A 20886-nucleotide genomic window follows, 5' to 3' on the forward strand; every position below is an offset into this window, starting at 1 on the left:
TTATATAAGACCTCTGTCGATCTTTCCGCCTCAATCCCGAAAGTTTTGAAACTGCAGGGGCAGCTCGACGTCGGTCTTGCGCAACAGGGCGATGGCCGCCTGCAAGTCGTCGCGCTTCTTGCCCGTGACCCGCAGCTTGTCGCCGTTGATCTGGCTTTCCACCTTGATCTTGCTGCCCTTGATGGCGGCCACCAGCTTTTTGGCCACGGCCTGCTCGATGCCCTGCTTGATGGTGACCTTCTGGCGGGCACCGCCCAGGTTCTCGATCATTTCTCCTGGATCCACGCAGCGCGCATCGATACTGCGGGCCGACAGGCGCCCGCGCAGAATGTCGAGCATCTGCTTGATCTGGAAAGCGGAAGCGGCCGCAAGGCTGACGACATAGCCTTCCAGCTCGAAACTGGCCTGTACGCCCTTGAAGTCAAAGCGTGTGGCCAGTTCGCGATTGGCCTGATCGATGGCATTGGTCAGTTCGTGCTTGTCGACCTCGGACACGACGTCGAAACTGGGCATGGCGCAATTCCTGAAGGCAAATGGCGGAAAAATCAGTTTAACCGCCCCGCCGCACTCACCGCCGGGGCAGCACGCCCATCGGGTTGACCGGCTGTCCGCCATGGCGCAATTCGAAATACAGTTCCACTCTGCGCGAATCGGTACTGCCCATTTCGGCGATGCGTTGCCCCTGCTTGACGTGATCGCCCTGCCTGACCAAAAGCTTACTGTTGTGGGCATAGATGGTCAGGAAATCATGGGCGTGGCGGATGATGACCATCTTGCCGTAGCCCCGCAGCCCGGCATTGGCGTAGGCCACCGTGCCACCGGCCGCCGCCACCACCGGCGAACCGGACTGGCCCGTGATGACCAGCCCGCGCGAAGTGGAACCGTTGTAGGACGCCAACAATTTACCCCGGGCCGGCCAGACCAGCGAAATGCCGCGAACCGGCGCCGAGGCCGCCGCCGCCGAACCGATGTACGGCGCGGGCTTGGCGACACTGCGGTTATCGCCGCGCGGCGGTTCGTGCCCTTTCGTGCTGGCGTCGTGGAAAGGCGGCTGAATCCGCAGGAGCATGCCAGTCGATATCTCGTTGGCGTCGGACAATTTGTTCCAGCGCATCAGGTCATGCACGCTCTGGCCGTATCGGCGGGAGACCTGCGTCAGCGTATCGCCCTCCTTCACCCGGTAATAGGCCGCGGAAGCGGCCGGGGAATTCGAACTGCCGGACATCGCTGAGCAGGCGGCCAGCAGGCCCAGCAAGGCGGCGCAGGCGGCGCGCCGGACCCATGCGGCCCAGGAGCGTAAGTTGGAAGACAGGCAGGCAAAAGATAAAGGCAGAACGGCGAACACAGGAAAGCGGCAGTCAAAAAAAGGGCGGACTAAGAGTAGCAGGAAGTGGCCCGCCGCTTCAGGCGCCATTGGGTCAGGATTTATCAATTCGGGCTTATCTCGAGCCAATCTGGTACCTTCTACGGCGCGGTATCCAAGGAATAACATTCTCCAAACCATGTCCCTTCTGGCTCTGCAAGACCTGTTGTCCGCGCTCAGCAGCGATGCCCCGCTGGGCAAGATCATGGACTCGCTCTGCCGCGAAATCGAGCGGGTCGCGCCCGAGATCGTCGCATGCGTCCTGGTCCTGGACGAGAACAGGTTGATACGCCCGCTCGCCTCGCCCAGCCTGCCCGACAGCTACATCCAGGCGCTCGACGGCATTCCCAGCACGCCCAGCGTCGGCACCTGCGGCGTGGCCATGACGTATGTCAGGCCGCACCTGACCTACGATATTGCACAAGACCCGAACTGGGCCGGGTTCAAGCACCTGGTCGAGCCGCTGGGCCTGCGCACATGCTGGTCCCATCCCATCACGCGCCGCGACGGGCGGGTCCTGGGCAGCCTCGCCTTCTACTTCCGCGAAGCCACCCGGCCTTCGGATTTTCATGAGTCGCTGGTCAAGGTCAGCCTCAATCTGTGTACCCTGGCCTTCGAGCACGAAGAGGCGCAGCACAACATCCAAAAGCTCGCGTATTTCGACACACTGACCGGCCTGCCCAACCGGGCGATGCTGCGCAAGGAACTCAAGCGCATCCTCACACAGGCGCAGCGCAGCGCGTCTTCCTTTGCCCTGGTGTTCCTAGACCTGGACAATTTCAAGGAAATCAATGACGGATACGGCCACCTCGCCGGCGACGAAGTCCTGTGCCAGAGCAGCCGGCGGCTGCAGGACTGCGCGCGCGCGCAGGATATCGTGGGCAGGCTGGGCGGCGACGAGTTCCTGGCGGTCATCTGCGACGGCGACGCGGGCCAGGTCAATGCCATCGTCCAGCGCATCCTGTCGTCGCTGCACAAACCCATGGCCGTCACCGGCGAGCAGACGGTCATCGTCCAGGTCACGGCCAGCCTGGGCGTAAGCATCTATCCCAAGGACGGCCGCGACATCGATACTTTGCTGAACAACGCCGACACGGCGATGTACAAGTCAAAGAACGCGGGCAAAAACCTGGCTTCTTTCTTTCAGACGCCTGCGACCTCGCATACGGCGCCCCCTGCCAGCGGCGAGGCTCCCGTGCCGATCTCGGCCACCGCCGGCGACACGGCCGTGGACACGCGCTACGGCCCCTCGGTGTACAGCGACATGGCGGCCCTTTCGCGAGACGTTCCCGCCGTCATCGAAAGCGTCATCGAAAAATTCAACAACCGCCTTTCCACATTGCAGGGGCTCAAGCACCTGATCAACTGCCTGTCGCCCGGCGAGCTGACGCACCTGAAAAGGCAGCAGGCGCGCAACCTGACCGAATTGTGTTCTCCCGAGCTGACCGAGGAGCAGCACAACCGGATGGCACTCGAGACAGGACGCATCCACGCCATTACGGGCCTGTCGCGGGAACAACTGGTCGCCAGCTACGACATCCTGCACACGATCCTGCGCGAACACGTGGATATCGCCCGGCACAGCGCGGCGCTGGCGGTGCTGGCCAGGCGCCAGATCCGCGATCTGTCGTGCCAGATGGCCGCCGCCCAGGCCTTGCAACTATCCCGCCACAAGATCCTGCTCAAGGTCAGCGACCTGTGCTGGAACGCGGAAAACTATACCGACCTCATCACCAGGACGGCCGAGCTCCTGGTCGACCAGGACGGCGTCGCAGGATGCGTCTTCATGCGCCCGGACGCGCGCGGCATCCTCAGGGCAGAAGCCCTGGCCGGCGCCGAGGTGCCCGGCCTGCTCGCGCGGGGGGAAATTCTGCAGAACAAGTGGATCGAGCAAGGCAAGGAACCCATGCAGCCCGACTCCACCGTGACGGCCTGGAAGCGCGGCCACACTGAACGCTGCCTGAACTACGCTACCGACCCGAACGTCGAAGCCTGGCGGGCATCGGTCATGCAGGCAGGCTACAGATCAAGCATCAGCCTGCCCCTGGTGCCGCTCAGCGACCGCGGCCCCGCGGCCGTGCTCGTCATCTACAGCGAGCTGCCCGGTGGCTTTTCGTCGCTGGAGCAGGACGCGTTCTTCATGCAGATCAAGACCCTGCTCGCTTTCGGGATCAGCAAGCTCGAGGCCTTCACGGGCTTGACCGCTTCGATTTCCCATGCGACCCGCAGACGCTGGCAGGACCTGTTGCGTGGCGCGGGACTGCAAATGCATTACCAGCCCATCATCAACCCGCATACCCGTCAGGTAAAGAAGGTGGAGGCGCTGGCGCGGCTGCATGACGACGGCAAGGTGCTCGCGCCCGACGCGTTCTTTCCAGCGCTCTCCTCCGAGGACTTCTACACCATCTTCGAGCGCGGCCTGGACCAGGCCTTGCGCCAGCGCGCCGATTGGATCAAGCAGAACAAGATACATCTGGACATCACGCTCAACCTGCCCACCTCGGCACTGGGCAACCCGCGTTATGTCGAAGCCACCAGGCAGGCCCTGTATCTCTACGACTGTCCGCCGCGCGCCCTCACCCTGGAATTGCTGGAAACCGAGGAAATCTCACCCAGCATCGATCTACTGTCCGCGCTGGGTGCCTACAAAAAACTGGGGGTCTGTCTGGCCGAAGACGACCTGGGTTCGGGCTACAGCACGCTGACCCGCCTGCGCGAAATGCCCTTCGATTTCATCAAAATCGACCGCAGCATCGTCAGGCAGGCCGACAAAGATCCCTACAACACCCTGCGTTTTATCTACCAGCTCACCCGGCTCGGCCACAGCCTGGGCAAGCAGGTCATCGTCGAAGGCGTCGAAGATCCCGCGCTATTGCAGGCAGTGGCGCAACTTGGGCCGAACTACGTGCAGGGCTACGCCATCGCCAGACCCATGCGCGCCGAGCTATTCACGGACTGGCTCGGCCAGTGGTACTACGAAGCGCCGCTCCCGCGTGTCTCAAACGATGCGCTTTCCCGCCTGGCCGAGGCGCTGATATGGGAAGAAGGCCTGCATGTGATCTACAAAGAAATACCGGACTTCTCAGCCAAATCTGCCATTCTGGACGAAATGTATGCCAGCATGCTGAACAAGTCCGCGTCGTCTCCCCAAGAGCGCGTCCTGCGTACCGACCTGGTCCAGTCCGCCCGGCGATGCGGCCTGCGCGGCACGGAGTATCTCGCGGCGCGCGACCGCATGGTCGCGCTGCTGATGCGGGATCAGGCCCAGGGAATAGCGGCGCATAGCGCCGACTGAACAACGCCCTTCGATTCCTTTCACCCCTGATTCGCGACTTGCATTTGCTCGCAATTACTTTGAAAATCACGCAAAATATGGCCACCGTTGAAACTGCAAGTACCGCATTCAGCGTGTCAGGCAACCATCGCGCCGTATCCCGCGCGGCCGGCCCTTGCGCATCGGCGCAAAACCCCACCTCATGTCAGTGCGCGATAAGCCCGACAGAATCCTGACAGGCGTCTTTGCGATACCGCACAATTTCTCAAAATCCGGTTTTCTGTCCGACTATGCCTTTGCCCATTGTTATCGCCGATGATTCGCTGCTAGCCCGTAAAGTCATGACCAAGGCGTTGCCACAGGACTGGGACGTGGATATCACCTACGCGATGAACGGACGCGAGGCGCTGCAGGCATGCCGGGATGGCAAAGCCAAGGTCATGTTCCTGGATCTCACCATGCCCGACATGACGGGTTTCCAGGTGCTCGAAGCATTGCAGCGCGAAGACATCAAGCCGCTCGTGATCGTAGTGTCCGCAGACGTTCAGCCGATCGCGCGCGAACGCGTGCGCGAACTCGGTGCCTCGGCGTTCATCGCCAAGCCCGTCATGCAAGAGGCCTTGCTGCCGATTCTCAAGGAACACCGTTTGTATGGCTGAGACGTTTTTCACCGAAACCCAGCGCGACGCGCTGCAGGAAATCTCCAATCTCGCGATGGGGCTGGCCGCCAAGGGTCTGTCCGAGCTGCTCGATGCGTTCATCGAATTGTCGGTGCCGCGGGTGCGCAGCGTCGCCATCGAGGCGGCCGCATCCGCGCTGCGCGAAATGACGGGACTGGACGGTGTCGTGACGGCGGTGCGACAGAGTTTTCGGTCCGAGATAAAGGGCGAAGCGCTCATCATCTGCCGCAGCGGCGAAATCGCCGATCTTGCGGTGCTCGCGCGGGGACCGGACGGACAATCGCCCGAAGAGGCAATGGGTGAAACCGAACTGGCGTTCGACATCGCGAACGTGGTGACGGGAGCCTGCGTGTCCTCGATCCTGGACCAGCTCGGCTCCACGCCCGTGTTCTCGCCGCCGGGGCTGATCGGCGGCGAAATGTCGCTCGACGAGATTTTCCTGCGCGAGGGCGTGGACTGGGACATGGCGCTGCTCATCGAAGTCAATTTCTCCCTCGAAGATCAGAACTTCCGCGTGCACCTGGTCATGTTGATGGCGCAGGAGTCGATCCGCAAAGTGCGCGACGCGATCGATGTGCTGTTGAGCGAGCCATGAGCGATTCGGCGGGACAAGCGCCAGGCCCGTCGTTGTCCGAGCTGGTGGTCGAGCGCATCGGCCTGGGTATTTTCGTCGTCGATCGCGACATGACCGTGCAGATGTGGAACCGCTTCATGCACGAGCACAGCGGCTTGTCGGCGCAGCAGGTGATAGGACGCTCGCTCTTTGACAGTTTTCCCGACCTGCCCCGCGCATGGCTGACGCGCAAGGTGAAAAGCGTGTTCCTGCTCGGCAGCTTCGCGTTCAGTTCCTGGGAGCAACGACCCTACGTCTTTCGCTTCGAGCACGACCGGCCGATCACCGGCGGGGTCGATTTCATGCAGCAAAATTGCACGTTCATGCCTCTGATGCGCGGCCGCGAGGTGGTGGCGGTGTGCGTGACGATCACCGACGCGACGGACGCCAGCATCGTGCAGCGCGAGCGCGAGGAGGCCGTGGCCAAGCTGCGCGAATACGCCAATCACGACGGCCTGACCGGCATCGCCAACCGGCGCTTCTTCGAATCGCGGCTGAGCGAAGCATTCGCGCGCTGGCAGCATCTCGGCGGCGAACTGTCGATGCTGCTGTTCGACCTCGACCACTTCAAGAGGGTCAACGACGAATTCGGCCACACGGCCGGAGACGCCGTGCTGCGCGAGACGGCGCGGCGCGTTTCGGCGGTGATCCCGCGTGAAAACACCTTCGGGCGCTTCGGCGGCGAGGAGTTCGCGCTGCTGCTGCCCGCCACGGGCCTGGACGAGGCAATGCGGATCGCCGAGCAGGTGCGGATTGCCATCGGCAGCGAGCCGGTCGACGCCGACGGCGTCAGCGTGCCGGTGACCGCCAGTTGCGGCGTGGCGTCGGCGCGGCCCGGGCTGGACACCCATGTGTCGCTCGTCAACGAAGCGGACACCGCGCTCTACACGGCCAAGCGCGAGGGGCGCAATCGCTCGGCGGCGTTCGCGTAGCCGCAGTCTGGGGCCTGTTGGCCTTAGAGCGCGCCACGCACAGGCCGGCAACCGGACGGGCCTGACCTGCATGTCAATTCAACCTATGCCGCTGCACCCGTAGATTCCCGTTCGATCAAACGAAAACCCACATCGATGATGGACTGTTCGGCCGCCTTGCCGCGGCATCGGTCCATGATCAAGCGGGCCGCCAGGCGGCCCATTTCCGGACCATCCACGTGCACCGTCGTGATCGAGGGCACCGTGTAGGCGCTGAAATCCGTATTGCCGAAGCCGCACACCGCCAGATCCTGCGGCACGCGCATGCCGCGCGCGCGCGCTTCGGTCAATACGCCGTTGGCCAGCATGTCCGAGGTACAGCACACCGCCTCCAGGTTGGGAGCCTGTTGCAGCAACTCGGCCAGCGCCCGGCGCCCGCGCTCCAGATTGCTCGGCGGCTGCACCACCGCCATCGGCACATGGCCGCCGAATGCAGCCGTAAATCCCTCGGTGCGCAGCCTGGCCCGGGAATCGGATCCACTGATCACGCCGACGTGCTTCCAGCCCTTGGAGACGAAATAACCGCCCAGGGTGCCGCCTACCTTCAGGTGGGAGAAACCCACGGACATGTCCACGGGCCGGTCGCTCAGTTCCCAAAGCTCCACCACGGGCAGGCCGCTGCGGCGCAGCCTGTCTCGCGCACGTTGCGTCTGCACCAGCCCCACCACCACGATGCCGTCGGGCTGGCGCCCGATCATGGTGTCAAGCACTGTCGCCTCGCGTGCGGGGTCATAGCCGGTTTCGCCAAGAAGGAGCTGGTAGCCTTCGCCAGCCAGGTCCGACGTCAGCGCCTGCAACATGGGCAAGAACTCCGTCACCGACAGCCCCGGGGTTATGCCGGCGACGGTCAGGCTGCGCTTGGACTTCAGCCCACCGGCCAGCATATTGGGAATGTAGCCCGTCGCTTCCACGGCCTGCCGCACCCGCTCCCGCGTCTTGGCGGACACGATGACGGGGTTGCCCAGGGCGCGCGAGGCCGTGATCAAGGACACGCCGGCCGCCTGGGCGACATCACGCAGCGTTGCAGATTTCAACTTCAAAATCAGGGTTTTCCCTTGTCTGAATATATTGACTTGATTATTGATAACGATATCATTGCATGGACTTGAGCGCGACATATTTTCGAAAAACTGCGGTTTTTCTTCGGAAAAGCCATAAAAAAACCATAACGCCAATAAATGATAACGATATCATTTTGGCAGGAGACAAAATGAAAAAGCCTCTGGTGGCCCTCATGCTGGGCATCGCAAGCCTGACCGCCCATGCTGCCGACTGGCCCGACAGGCCGGTCACGCTCGTCGTCCCCTTCCCGCCCGGCGGCTCCACCGATCAGGTGGCGCGCGCGCTGGCAGCCGATATGGGACAGACGCTCCATCAGAATTTCATCGTCGAAAACCGCGCCGGCGCCACCGGCGTCATCGGCGCGGGCTTCGTCCAGCGCGCCAAGCCGGACGGCTACACCTTCCTGGTGACCTCGCTCGGTCCGCTGGTGATCGTGCCGCATCTGCAGAAAAACCTGCCCTTCGACCCCTTGAAGGACTTCACGCCGATCACGGTCGCCGTGTCCTCGCCCAATGTGCTGGTCGTGCCTGGCAACTCGCAGTTCAAGAGCGTGGCCGATCTCATCGCCTATGAAAAGGCCCACCCGAACAAGGTGACTTTCGCCTCCTCGGGCGTGGGCTCGAGCGACCATCTCTCCGCCGTGCTGTTCTGGCAGAGGAGCGGCACCACCGGCATCCACGTTCCCTATCAGGGCGGCGGACCGGCCCAGACCGATCTGATGGGCGGGCAAGTCGACGCCTCGTTTCAGAACCTGAACACTGTCCTGCCGTACATCCAGGCCGGACGCATGCGTGCCCTGGGCATCACCAGCGCCGCGCGTTCGCCGTTGCTGCCCAATGTGCCCACCATGGCCGAGGCCGGCGTCAAGGATATGGTGGTCACTTCCTGGCAGGCCGTCGTCGCCCCCCAAGGCATGCCTGCCGCCTTGCGCGACAAAGTGGCCGCCGCCTTCGTCAAGGCCCTGGACGATCCCAAGGTCAAGAAGCCGTTCACCTCGGTCGGCTACGACATGATCGCAGACACGCCCGACCAGTTCGCCAAGTTCATGAAGCAGGACTCGGCCCGCTGGAAAACCGTGATCGACGCCGGCCACGTCACCATCAACTAACACCGCGCGGAACGCAAGCCCCATGACTCAGACCACCACCGCCAAGCCCCTGCTCATCAAGATGCACGAGCTGGACAATGTCGCCATCGTCACCAACGAGGGCGGACTGCCCGCGGGCACTGCGGTCGATGGGGGCATCACGCTGGTGGAAAAAGTGCCCCAGGCGCACAAAGTCGCCTTGGTCGACCTCGCCCAAGGCGAGGCCATCCGGCGCTACAACGTACCCATCGGCTACGCGCTGCAGGCCATCTCCGCCGGCAGCTGGGTGCATGAAAAACTGCTGCGCATGCCGCAGGCGCGCGCGCTCGAAGGCCTGCCCATCGCCACGGTCAAGCCCGCGCCCCAGCCCGTGCTCGAGGGCTACACCTTCGAGGGCTACCGCAACGCCGACGGCTCGGTGGGCACCCGCAACATCCTGGCCATCACGCAGACCGTGCAATGCGTGGCCGGCGTGACCGAGTTCGCCGTAAAACGCATCAAGTCCGAGCTGCTGCCCAAGTACCCCAATGTCGACGACGTGGTGGCACTGGAGCATGCCTACGGCTGCGGCGTCGCCATCGACGCGCCGGACGCCATCGTGCCCATACGCACCCTGCGCAACATCAGCATGAACCCCAATTTCGGCGGCGAAGTGATGGTGGTCAGCCTGGGCTGCGAAAAGCTGCAGCCCGAGCGGCTGCTGCCTCCCGGCACCTTTGCCATCGCCGACGAACGCCAAGCCAGCCAGGCGCTGGATGTCGTGTGCCTGCAGGACAGCGCGCACGTGGGCTTCATGTCGATGATAGAGAGCATCCTGCGTCAGGCCGAAACGCATCTTGCGCGTCTGGATGCGCGCAGGCGCGTAACGGTGCCCGCCAGCGAACTGGTGGTGGGCGTGCAATGCGGCGGCAGCGACGCCTTCAGCGGCGTCACCGCCAATCCAGCGGTCGGCTTTTGCACTGATCTGCTGGTGCGCGCCGGCGCCGCGGTGATGTTCTCCGAAGTCACCGAGGTGCGCGACGGCATCGACCAACTCACCGCGCGCGCCGCCACGGCCGAAGTCGCCCAAGACATGATCCGTGAGATGGCCTGGTACGACGCCTATCTCAAGCGCGGCCAGGTCGACCGCAGCGCCAACACCACCCCGGGCAACAAAAAAGGCGGACTGTCCAATATTGTCGAAAAGGCCATGGGTTCCATCGTCAAGTCGGGCAGTTCCCCCATCTGCGGCGTGCTGCCGCCGGGCGAGAAGCTCAGGCAAAAAGGCCTGATCTACGCTGCCACGCCCGCCAGCGATTTCGTCTGTGGCACGCTGCAGCTCGCGGCGGGCATGAACCTGCACGTATTCACCACCGGCCGCGGTACGCCCTACGGACTGGCCGCCGTTCCCGTCATCAAGGTCGCCACCCGCGACGAACTCGCGCGGCGTTGGCACGACCTCATGGACATCAACGCCGGCACCATCGCCACCGGCGAGAAGACCATCTCCGACGTGGGCTGGGAGCTTTTCCGATTCATGCTGGAGGTGGCCAGCGGCCGCAAGAAAACCTGGTCCGAGCAATGGCAGCTGCACAACGCGCTCGCCCTGTTCAACCCCGCTCCGATCACGTGAGGTCGCAACGCGCGCCTCGCCCTCATTCAATCATCAAGGACATGCCATGAGTTTTACCCCCCAGGAACTCAAGACCATCGTCAGCGACGGCCTGCTGTCGTTCCCGCTGACCGACTTCGACGCCAATCTCGAGTTCGACCAGAAAAGCTATACCAGGCGCCTGGAATGGCTGGCCCCCTATGGCGCCAGCGCGCTGTTCGCCGCCGGCGGCACGGGTGAATTCTTCTCCCTCTCGCCCGAGGAATACCCCAGCGTCATCAAGACCGCGGTGGACGTATGCCGCGGCACGGTGCCCATCATCGCCGGCGCTGGCGGCTCGACCCGCCAGACCATCGCCTATGCGCAAGCGGCCGAAAAAGCCGGCGCGCATGGCATCCTGCTGATGCCGCACTACCTCACCGAAGCCAGCCAGGAAGGCCTGGCCGCGCACGTCGAGGCCATCTGCAAGAGCGTGAATTTCGGTGTCATCGTCTACAACCGCGCCCAGGCCAAGTACACGCCCGACACGCTGGCCCGCCTGGCCGAGCGCTGCCCAAACCTCGTCGGCTTCAAGGACGGGGTGGGCGACATCGAATACATGGTCTCGGTCTACCAGAAAATGGGCGAGCGCTTCAGCTACCTGGGCGGCCTGCCTACCGCCGAAGTCTATGCCGCGGCCTACAAGGCCCTGGGCGTCCCGGTCTATTCCTCGGCCGTCTTCAACTTCATTCCCAAGACCGCGATGAAGTTCTACGAAGCCGTGCGCGACGACGACATGAAGACCCAGCACGAGCTGCTCAAGAACTTCTTCATGCCCTACCTGGACATCCGCAACAAGAGCGCCGGCTACGCGGTGAGCATCGTCAAGGCGGGCGCGGCCATCGTCGGCCACGGCGCCGGCCCGGTGCGCCCGCCTCTGAGCGATCTGAAGCCCGACGAAGTCCAGGCCCTGCGCGAGCTGATCGAAAAGCTGGGCCCGCAAGCGCTCTGACCAGGCCACGCACCGTTCCTGGCGCACCCGGACACCCACCATGCCGACACCCCCTACTCCCCTACCCCAGGGCCGCTCCCGCAAGCTGCTGCTGACCGGCGCGGCCGGCGGCCTGGGCACAGTCCTGCGTCCTCGATTGAAAGCCTATGCGGATCTGCTGCGCGTCTCCGATATCGGTTCCATGGCCCCCGCCCGGGCAGGCGAGGAAGTCGTAGTCTGCGACCTGGCCGACCCGCGCGCGGTCGATGCGCTGGTCCAGGGCTGCGATGCCATCGTCCACCTGGGCGGCGTCTCCGTGGAGCGGCCGTTCGAGGAAATACTGCCCGCCAATATCCAGGGCATCTACAACGTATACGAAGCCGCGCGCCGCCATGGCGTTCGCCGCATCATCTTCGCCAGCTCCAACCACGCCATCGGCTTCTACCGCCAGAACCAGGTCATCGACGCGGACGTACTGCCGCGCCCGGACGGGTACTACGGCCTGAGCAAGGTGTTTGGCGAGAACCTCGCGCGCTTCTACTTCGATCGCTACGGCATCGAAACCGTATGCATCCGCATTGGCTCGTCTTTCCCCGAAGCGAAAGACCGCCGCATGCTAGTGACCTGGCTGAGCTATGACGATCTGGAGCAGTTGATCGTCCGCGGGCTGTTCACGCCCCATGTCGGCCACACCATCGTCTACGGCGCTTCGGCCAACCGCGACAGCTGGTGGGACAACAGCCGTGCCGCGCACCTGGGCTTCGCCCCCCAGGACAGTTCCGAGCCGTTCCGCGCCAAGGTCGAAGCCCAGCCTCTACCCGACCCGACCGACCCCGCCAATCAATATCAGGGCGGCGGCTTCGTCAAGGCAGGCCCCTTCAACGACTGAACCCGCCATGGAAATCGAGCGCATCGGCACCATGCTGTGTGGCGTGGGCGAGAGTCCCGTCTGGCATCCTGGCGAACAAGTCCTCTACTGGACCGACATTCCCGCACGCATGCTGTGGCGCTGGAGTCCATCCGAGCGCAAGGCCGCCAGCTGGGTTCTGCCCGAGCAGGCCGGCTGCCTGGCTATGCGCAAGGCGGGCGGCCTGCTGCTGGCCATGGAGCAGGGCATCGGCGCATTGGAGCGTCTACCCGATGCCGGCCAGGCGGCCGAGCCTGCGCTGGTGGCCGCTGTGCGGCACGCCGCACCGGGCATGCGCTTTAACGACGGGCGCTGCGACAGGCAGGGCCGCTTCTGGGCAGGCACCATGGTGCAGGACATGTCCCAGGTGCGGCCCGCCGGGCGCATCTACCGCTTTACCCAGGGCGAACTGCGCATGTCCGCCCTGGGCGAATTCGTCACGCCCAACGGCATGGGCTTTAGCCCCGATGGCCGCACCCTGTATCTGTCGGATTCGCACCCGTCGCGCCAGACCGTCTGGGCCTACGACTACGACGCCGATGCCGGCCGGCCCGGCCGACGCCGGGTCTTCATCGAGAAACTGCCAGCCGGCCGGCCCGACGGCGCGGCGGTCGATGCCGACGGCTGCTACTGGATCTGCGGCAACGACGCCGGCATGCTCTACCGCTACACCCCCGGCGGCCGACTGGACCGCAGCATCGCGCTGCCCGTGGCCAAGCCGGCCATGTGCGCTTTCGGCGGCGCCGGACTCGACACGCTTTTCATTACCACGATCCGCCCCCCCTCCTGCGCCCCGGATGCACCGGACGGCGCGGTGTATGCCCTGCGCCCCGGCGCGCGCGGCCTGCAGGAATCCGCCTGCGCCGGATAAGTGCCCACGATATGCAACACCCCCCAAAAGGAGACATCATGCAAGTCAAACAAACCTTGCCCCGCGTTTCACTGCTGCTGGCGACGATACTGCTCGCGGTGGGCGCAGGCCACGCGCAGGCACGCACATTGCGCGTGGCCAACGTGCACAACGACACCTACCCTACCGTGCTGGCGCTCAAGTACATGGGTGCGCAGCTGTCCAAAGAAACCGGCGGCAAAGACACAGTCAAGGTTTTCGACAACAGCATGCTGGGTTCGGAAAACGACACCATCAACCTGGTCCGCGCCGGCGCGCTCGACATGGCGTGGGTCAGCACGGCCCCCCTGAACAACATCGTTCCCGAATCGGTGATTCCGTCGCTGCCCTTCCTGTTCCGCGACATCGACCATTTTCGCAAGGTGATGTACGGCGAAGAAGGCCAGAAGCTGCTCGATCTGTTCCAGGAAAAGGGCATGGTCGCGCTCGCTTTTTATGAAAGCGGAACCCGTTCCATGTATGCCAAGAAACCCATACGCTCGCCGCAGGACATGAAAGGCGTCAAGGTGCGCGTGCAGCCCTCGGACCTGATGTCCGACGAAATCAAGGCCATGGGCGGCAGCCCGACGCCGATGGACTTCGCCGAGGTGTACACGGGTCTGAAGACCGGCCTGATCGACGCGGCCGAGAACAACTACTCGTCCTACGCCGAGACCAAACACTACGAAGTCGCGCCGATCTACTCGGAAACCGAGCATGCCATGGTGCCGGAAGTCCTGCTCTTCTCCAAGAAAATCTGGGACAGGCTCAAGCCCGAAGAGCAGGCCGCCATCAAGAAGGCCGCCAAGCAATCCCAGCCCTACTACGTCAAACTCTGGACCGCCCAGGAAGAGAAGGCCAAGCAATACGTGCTGGCGCACGGCTCGACGGTGATCCCAGCCAAGGACATCGATCGCGCCGCCTTCGTCAAGGCCATGCAGCCTGTCTGGGCCAAGTACGAGTCGACCCCGGCGATGAAGAAGATCGTCGACGACATCGAAGCCGTCCACTGATCCCTGCCTGCCCCCCATCGCGCCGGCGAAAGCGCTGCCGGCGCTGCTAGTGATGCCCCTCATGAACCTCATGAAAATGCCCAATAAGTTCATCGCCAGCGTGATGAATCGGGTCTCGGCCCTCTGCCTGATCATCCTGTGCGCAATCGTGTTGTACGGCGTGATCATGCGTTATGTATTCGACCATAGCGCCGACTTCGTGGAACCCATTGCCCTGCTGATGGTCCTGGTCATCGCTTTCTTCGGCGCCGCGCTGCGCGTGCGCGACGGCGGCCACATCGGCCTTGACTCGCTGGTCGAACGCCTGCCGCCAAAAGGCAGGCTGGCCATGGAGGCCTTCCAGCAGCTATGCCTGATTGCCTTCGCGCTGGCGGCACTGTGCGGCTGCGTGCAAATGGCCCAGATCACCATGGGTGACACCATTCCCATCGTCGACCTGTCCGAGGGCATACGCTACCTCATCCCCGCTGTGGCATTCGCAAGCATCGTGCTGTTCTGCATCGAGCATCTGCTGGACATGCGTTTTCACAAACAGGACTGAACCCCATGGAACTGGCCCTACTCACCATCAGTTTTCTCGCCCTCCTTGCGTTTGGCGTTCCAGTCTCGTTCGCGCTGGGCCTGTCCTGCGTGCTGACCTATTTCTACGAAGGCCTCCCCCTTGCCACGGCGATGCAGTCCATGGTGTCCGGCGTCAACGCATTTTCCTTCCTCGCGGTGCCTTTCTTCATTCTTTCGGGCGAATTGATGCTGCACGGCGGCATCGCCGACCGCATCCTGCGCTTTGCGCAGGACACCGTGGGCCACTTTCGCGGCGGCCTGGGCCTGGCCAACGCCGTGGCCTGCACGCTATTCGGCGGCGTGTCCGGCTCGCCCACGGCCGACACGTCGGCCATGGGCGGCGTGGTCATTCCGCTCATGAAGCGCGAGGGCTACAGCGCCGCCTATGCCGTCAACGTCACCACGCACTCGTCGCTGGCTGGCGCGCTGATGCCCACCTCGACCAACATGATCATCTACGCGCTCGCCGCGCAGGGCATCGCCGGCACCGTTCACGGTCATTCGGTCAACGGCGTGTCCATCGGCGACCTGCTGTTCTCGGGCCTGATCCCGGTGCTCTGGGTCCTGGGTCTGGTGCTGATCGCCGCCTACTGGCAGGCCGTGAAATTCGGCTTTCCCAAGCGGCCCGACGGCACGACCGCGGTCACGCAATTCCCCGGCTGGCATGCCGTGGCGCGCTCGTTCGCCGGAGCACTGCCGGGGCTGTTTGTCATCCTCATCATCCTGGGCTGCGTAGCCAAGGGCGTCGCCACGGCCACCGAAGCGGCCGCCATCGCGGTGGGCTACTCGTTGCTCCTGACCACGATCGTCTACCGCAGCATGACGCTGGAAAAGCTGTTCACGGCGTTGGCCCGGGCGATCAAGACCACCGGCGTGGTGCTGCTGCTGATCGGCGTATCGAACATGCTGCGCTTTCAGATGGCGTACCTGGAGATTCCGGATGCCATCGAGCACATGCTGCGCAATGCCACAACCCTACCCTGGCTGATGCTGCTTTATATCAACATCATCCAGGTGTTCCTGGGCACTTTCGTGGACATGGCGGCGCACATCCTGATCACCACGCCGCTCTTTCTGCCACTGGCCATGCACTACGGCGTGGGTCCGGTGCAATTCGGCATCATGATCCTGCTCAATTGCTCGCTCGGCCTGGTGCATCCGCCCATCGGCTCGGTGCAGTTCGTCGGCTGCGCGATCGGCGAAGTGTCGATCGGCGAGACGACCAAGATAGCCTGGCCGTACTATCTGGCCATCTTCAGCGCGATCAACATCGTCACCTACTTCCCGTCTTTCTCCACCTGGCTGCCCAGCGTGATCGCCGGGCATCCGGTGTTCTAGACACACGGCGCCCGCTGGCCCGCGGCCCGCACATACGCCCAAAGGTGGCGTACATGCGGGCCGTTGCGTTATAAAGTTTCGAAAGACAATTACGCCCTACAGGAACTCGCATGCCAACCAGCCCCACCCCACCCGCGCAGGGTAGTGACGCCCAGCGTAGTGACGCCCAGCGTGATGACGCCCAACGTGATGACGCCCAACGCATAGGCGTCCCGCGGGAAACCTTCCCCGGTGAAAAGCGCGTGGCCACGGTGCCCGACGTCGTCGATAAACTCATTAAGCTGGGCTTCTCCGTTGCCGTCGAAGCGGGCGCGGGCGAGGCGGCCAATTTCGACGACGACGCCTATCGCGCCGCCGGGGCTGACATCGTGGCAGATGCCGCGACCCTGTGGGCCACGTCCGACATTGTCTTCAAGGCGCGCCCACCCAGCGCCGACGAGGTGGCCCAGATGCGCGAAGGCGGCATCCTGATCGGCTTCGTCTGGCCCGCCCAGAATCCCGGCCTGATGCAGCAGCTAGCCGCGAGAAAGGCCACGGTGCTGGCCATCGACTGCCTGCCGCGCACCCTGAGCCGCGCGCAGAAGATGGACGCGCTGACCTCGATGGCCGGCGTCAGCGGCTACCGGGCCGTCATCGAGGCCGCCAACGCCTTCGGCCGCTACTTCAGCGGCCAGATCACGGCGGCCGGCAAAGTGCCGCCCGCCAAGGTGTTTATCGCCGGCGCGGGCGTGGCGGGCCTGGCGGCCATCGGCACCGCCGCCAGCCTGGGGGCCATCGTGCGCGCCAACGATACGCGCTCCGAAGTCGCCGATCAGGTCAAATCCCTGGGCGGCGAGTTCGTCAAGGTCGACTACGAAGAAGAAGGCTCGGGCGGCGGCGGCTACGCCAAGGTCATGAGCGAGGGCTTCCAAGCCGCGCAGCGCGCCATGTATGCGCAGCAGGCCAAGGATGCCGACATCATCATCACTACCGCGCTGATTCCCGGCAAGCCCGCGCCCAAGCTCATCAGCGCCGATATGGTGCAGTCCATGAAGCCGGGCAGCGTGATCGTGGACATGGCCGGCGAACAAGGCGGCAACTGCGAACTGACCGTGCCGGGCGAGGCGGTGGTGCGCCACGGCGTGACCATCATCGGCTATACCGACCTGGCCTCGCGCCTGGCCAGGCAATCTTCCACGCTGTACGCCACCAATCTTCTGCGCCTTGCGCAGGAGCTGTGCAAAGCCAAGGACGGGGTGGCCGTCGTGAATATGGAAGACGAAGCCCTACGCGGCCTGACAGTCATCAAGGACGGCGCCGTCACCTGGCCCGCACCGCCGCTCAAGCCCGCTGCGGTGCCGGCGCCCAAACCCGCCGCCGCCGTGGCGGAAAAAAAGAGCGGCCACGGCCATGGCAGCGGCGCGCCGCTGCCGGCCAGGACGATGGCAATCCTGTTCGCCGTCGCCGCGGTCGCCTTCTGGTTCATCGGCGCCTATGCGCCCGCGGCATTCCTGGGACACTTCACGGTGTTCGTGCTGGCCTGCTTCATCGGCTACATGGTCGTGTGGAACGTCACGCCCGCCCTGCACACGCCGCTGATGAGCGTCACCAACGCTATCTCCAGCATCATCGCCATCGGAGCCCTGGTACAAATCGCGCCGCCCGAAGTCGCCGCCGCGGGCAGGCCGGACGATCTGATCCGCTGGCTGGCCGTCGCCGCCATCGTGCTCACCGGCGTCAACATGTTCGGCGGTTTCGCCGTCACGCGCCGCATGCTGGCCATGTTCCGCAAATAAGAAGAAAGGGAAACCAAGATCATGTCCCAAAGTCTCGCCACGGTGGCCTATCTCGGCGCCGCCATACTTTTCATCCTGAGCCTGGGAGGCCTGTCCAACCCGGAAACCTCGCGCCGGGGCAATCTGCTTGGCATGGTCGGCATGGCGCTGGCCGTGCTGGCCACGCTCTTGGGTCCGCGCGTGGGCGCTGGCGGCATCGCCTGGATCGTCGCGGCCCTGGCGGTCGGTGGCGGGATCGGCCTGTATGCGGCCAAGGTCGTGAAGATGACCCAAATGCCCGAACTGGTCGCGCTCATGCACAGCCTCGTAGGCCTGGCAGCTTGCCTGGTGGGTTTTGCCAGCTATGTGGATACGTCGGTTCAGTTCCAGGGCGCGGAACAAACCATTCATCTGGTGGAAATCTACGTCGGCATCCTGATCGGCGCGGTCACCTTCTCGGGTTCGCTGATCGCCTTTGGCAAACTCAGCGGCAAGATCGGCGGCAAGCCTTTGCTGCTGCCCGCGCGGCACTGGCTCAATCTGGCCGCGCTCCTGATGGTCATCTGGTTCGGCAGCCGGTTTCTGCATGCGCACGGCGCCAGCGCCGGGATGACGGCGCTCATCGTCATGACCGCGATCGCGCTGCTGTTCGGCGTACACATGGTCATGGCGATCGGCGGGGCCGACATGCCCGTTGTGATATCTATGCTCAATAGCTACTCGGGCTGGGCGGCGGCGGCCACGGGCTTTATGCTGAACAACGACCTGCTGATCGTCACCGGCGCCCTGGTCGGCTCCTCGGGCGCCATCCTGTCATACATCATGTGCAACGCGATGAACCGCAACTTCGTCAGCGTGATCGCGGGCGGCTTCGGCTCCGGCGGCGGCGCGGCCAAGAAAGGCGACGCAACCTTGCAACCCCAGGGCGAAGTGACCCCCATCGACGCTGTTGAAACGGCCCAGCTGCTGCGCGAGGCCAGGAATGTGATCGTCGTGCCGGGCTACGGCATGGCGGTGGCGCAGGCCCAGCATACGGTGTTCGAGATCACACGGACCTTGCGCGAAAAAGGCGTGAATGTGCGCTTTGCCATCCACCCGGTGGCGGGCCGCATGCCCGGCCACATGAACGTGTTGCTGGCCGAGGCCAAAGTACCCTACGACATCGTGATGGAAATGGACGAGATCAACGCCGACTTTCCCGATACGGACGTCGCGATGGTGATCGGCGCCAACGACATCGTCAATCCCAGCGCGGCCGACGACCCCGCCAGCCCCATCGCCGGCATGCCGGTACTGGAGGTCTGGAAGGCCAAAACTTCGATCGTAATGAAGCGTTCCATGGCCTCGGGGTACGCCGGCGTGGACAATCCGCTTTTCTACAAGGACAACAACCGCATGCTGTTCGGCGACGCCAAGAAGATGCTCGACGAGGTACTGGCCGCGCTCAAAGACTGAATTGTTGCGGCGTGACCATTGGCGGCGGCCCGGCCCGCCTGTCAGGCGGACTCATTGTTCTCGGCTCGCCGGCCGTACCATTTCATCAGCGGCCGCATGGAAATGCCGTGCACGAAAATGGACGCCGAAACGACCACCAGTGTCAAGGTGATCAGTTGTCCGGCCAACGGCTCCTCTACGCCATGCCGCAACGCAAACATCAAATAAAAGACAGAGCCGATTCCACGTATTCCGAACCATGACGCCATGACCCTGGCGTGTCCCGCCCCGGCCACGCCAAGCGTTCCGAGAACGACCGAGACAGGGCGCACGAGCAGCAATATCACCGGAACGAACCACCAGAGCGCCCGCCATGCCAGGGCATGAGGAAGCAAGGCCCCAACGAGCAGCACCATCGTCAATTCGGCGAGGCGTTCGAGTTGGGCATTGAATTCCCGCACCGCGCTTTTCATGATGGCGCTGGCGTGATGCGAGTGGGTCGCCATTACCCCATACGTATGACCTTGCGCATCGTCGGCGGCCCCAAGCGAGACCGTACCCACTTGCGGCATTTCCTCTATTCGCTGAAAAGCCAGTCCCGCGGCAAAGACGGCCAGAAACCCGGAAGCATGGCACTGCTGCGCAAGACCGTAGGCAACGGCAATCACGCCTAGCGACAGAAACTCGTCCTGGCCCACGGCCTGGAAATGCCGCGTGCGCAGATAGACAATCAGCCGGCCGGTCAGGAAACCCACTATCACGCCGACCAATATGCCGCCGACACTGGACCATATCAGATCGAACAGCAACCAACGCCAGACGCTGAAAGCCACGGCATTGGGCGCCAGCAAAGCCAAGCCTAGCACCACGAATGGAAACGCGGTGCTGTCGTTCAGCGCACCTTCGCCTGCGAGACTGAACCTCAGGCGATCGGGGTGGACGCCGCGATCGGTCTTCATGCCGGAGGCCAGCACGGGATCCGTGGGCGCCAGAATGCCGCCCAAGAGTATCGCAGCCCCCGGAGACAAACCCAATCCCCAAATGCCGATCACCGCAATCAACCCAACGGTGATCGCCATCGAGAGATAGGCCAGACGCAATGGAACGATCCACCTGCGGTCCAGGATCGGAACACCCATGCGCAATCCCACGGAGAACAAGGAAATCAGCAAGGCCATTTCCGCAATCCGGCCGATCACTTCGGCATGAAGCACCGGATCGGGAACAACCGGCATCAACCCTCCGATTCTTACTAAATAGCCGATGCCCAAGTAAATCGTCGCGCTGCTCAGCAGCATGCGCTCGAGTGTTGCGCCCAACACCACCATGGTGATGAGCAGCAAGCCGAACAACAAATACCAAAACGAATCCAGCATGCC

18 protein-coding genes are annotated in these 20886 nt (G+C 63.7%); 14 read left to right on the forward strand and 4 right to left on the reverse strand.

The features are described 5' to 3' along the window. Positions 1–30: 30 nt before the first annotated feature. Both H143_RS0102825 and H143_RS0102830 read right to left on the reverse strand, forming a co-directional pair. Entirely contained in the window at positions 31–513 is a 483-nt protein-coding gene (locus tag H143_RS0102825) for a YajQ family cyclic di-GMP-binding protein (RefSeq protein WP_019936711.1), read from the reverse strand. Positions 514–568: 55 nt separating this feature from the next. Next, positions 569–1225, reverse strand: a complete 657-nt coding sequence (locus H143_RS0102830; protein ID WP_051094457.1) for a peptidoglycan DD-metalloendopeptidase family protein — start codon at positions 1223–1225, stop codon at positions 569–571. Between the two features lie 277 nt (positions 1226–1502). Here H143_RS0102830 and H143_RS21520 point away from each other — a divergent pair, with 277 nt between their 5' ends. The 4 genes from H143_RS21520 to H143_RS0102850 all read left to right on the forward strand — a co-directional run bounded on the left by H143_RS21520 (position 1503) and on the right by H143_RS0102850 (position 6862). Further along, positions 1503–4658 (forward strand): EAL domain-containing protein, encoded by a 3156-nt coding sequence (locus tag H143_RS21520; protein ID WP_019936713.1) that lies wholly within the window; start codon positions 1503–1505, stop codon positions 4656–4658. A 269-nt stretch (positions 4659–4927) separates the two neighbouring features. Next, positions 4928–5296, forward strand: coding sequence for a response regulator (locus H143_RS0102840; RefSeq protein ID WP_019936714.1), 369 nt, complete (start codon positions 4928–4930; stop codon positions 5294–5296). Further along, entirely contained in the window at positions 5289–5912 is a 624-nt protein-coding gene (locus H143_RS0102845) for a chemotaxis protein CheC (protein ID WP_019936715.1), read from the forward strand. Before H143_RS0102840 ends, H143_RS0102845 begins: the two co-directional genes overlap by 8 nt. Beyond that, positions 5909–6862, forward strand: coding sequence for a diguanylate cyclase (locus H143_RS0102850; RefSeq protein WP_019936716.1), 954 nt, complete (start codon positions 5909–5911; stop codon positions 6860–6862). The genes H143_RS0102845 and H143_RS0102850 overlap by 4 nt, the downstream gene beginning before the upstream one ends. 83 nt (positions 6863–6945) lie before the next feature. Here H143_RS0102850 and H143_RS0102855 read toward each other — a convergent pair whose 3' ends face one another. Next, positions 6946–8076, reverse strand: coding sequence for a substrate-binding domain-containing protein (locus H143_RS0102855; protein ID WP_019936717.1), 1131 nt, complete (start codon positions 8074–8076; stop codon positions 6946–6948). A 35-nt stretch (positions 8077–8111) separates the two neighbouring features. On the opposite strand from H143_RS0102855, the gene H143_RS0102860 reads away from it, so the two are divergent. From H143_RS0102860 to pntB, 10 genes are all read left to right on the forward strand, one after another. Continuing rightward, entirely contained in the window at positions 8112–9071 is a 960-nt protein-coding gene (locus H143_RS0102860) for a tripartite tricarboxylate transporter substrate binding protein (protein WP_019936718.1), read from the forward strand. Positions 9072–9093: 22 nt separating this feature from the next. Then, the gene (gene garD / locus H143_RS0102865) at positions 9094–10662 is read left to right on the forward strand and encodes a galactarate dehydratase (protein WP_019936719.1); all 1569 of its coding nucleotides are present in this window, start codon (positions 9094–9096) and stop codon (positions 10660–10662) included. Positions 10663–10708: 46 nt separating this feature from the next. Further along, positions 10709–11632: a 5-dehydro-4-deoxyglucarate dehydratase gene (gene kdgD, locus H143_RS0102870; RefSeq protein WP_019936720.1), complete on the forward strand. Its 924-nt coding sequence runs from the start codon at positions 10709–10711 to the stop codon at positions 11630–11632. A 40-nt stretch (positions 11633–11672) separates the two neighbouring features. Further along, positions 11673–12500 carry an NAD(P)-dependent oxidoreductase gene (locus H143_RS0102875; RefSeq protein ID WP_019936721.1) on the forward strand — a complete coding sequence of 276 codons (828 nt, stop codon included), beginning with the start codon at positions 11673–11675 and terminating at the stop codon, positions 12498–12500. 7 nt (positions 12501–12507) lie between these two features. After that, on the forward strand, positions 12508–13389 hold the full coding sequence (locus H143_RS0102880) for an SMP-30/gluconolactonase/LRE family protein (protein WP_019936722.1): 882 nt from the start codon (positions 12508–12510) through the stop codon (positions 13387–13389). Positions 13390–13427: 38 nt separating this feature from the next. Continuing rightward, positions 13428–14420 (forward strand): TRAP transporter substrate-binding protein, encoded by a 993-nt coding sequence (locus H143_RS0102885; RefSeq protein ID WP_019936723.1) that lies wholly within the window; start codon positions 13428–13430, stop codon positions 14418–14420. A 70-nt stretch (positions 14421–14490) separates the two neighbouring features. Then, positions 14491–14961: a TRAP transporter small permease gene (locus tag H143_RS0102890; protein ID WP_019936724.1), complete on the forward strand. Its 471-nt coding sequence runs from the start codon at positions 14491–14493 to the stop codon at positions 14959–14961. A 5-nt stretch (positions 14962–14966) separates the two neighbouring features. Then, on the forward strand, positions 14967–16319 hold the full coding sequence (locus tag H143_RS0102895; RefSeq protein WP_019936725.1) for a TRAP transporter large permease: 1353 nt from the start codon (positions 14967–14969) through the stop codon (positions 16317–16319). 110 nt (positions 16320–16429) lie between these two features. Beyond that, on the forward strand, positions 16430–18094 hold the full coding sequence (locus H143_RS0102900) for a Re/Si-specific NAD(P)(+) transhydrogenase subunit alpha (RefSeq protein WP_081626995.1): 1665 nt from the start codon (positions 16430–16432) through the stop codon (positions 18092–18094). A gap of 21 nt (positions 18095–18115) precedes the next feature. After that, complete coding sequence (gene pntB / locus H143_RS0102905) at positions 18116–19528, forward strand: Re/Si-specific NAD(P)(+) transhydrogenase subunit beta (protein ID WP_019936727.1); 1413 nt, start codon at positions 18116–18118, stop codon at positions 19526–19528. A 41-nt stretch (positions 19529–19569) separates the two neighbouring features. On the opposite strand, the gene H143_RS0102910 is transcribed toward pntB, so the two are convergent. Continuing rightward, a complete protein-coding gene (locus H143_RS0102910) occupies positions 19570–20883 on the reverse strand; it encodes a sodium:proton antiporter (RefSeq protein ID WP_019936728.1) in 1314 nt (437 codons plus the stop codon). Between the last annotated feature and the right edge of the window lie 3 nt (positions 20884–20886).

Source organism: Bordetella sp. FB-8 (genome assembly GCF_000382185.1).
GTDB lineage: Bacteria > Pseudomonadota > Gammaproteobacteria > Burkholderiales > Burkholderiaceae_B > Bordetella.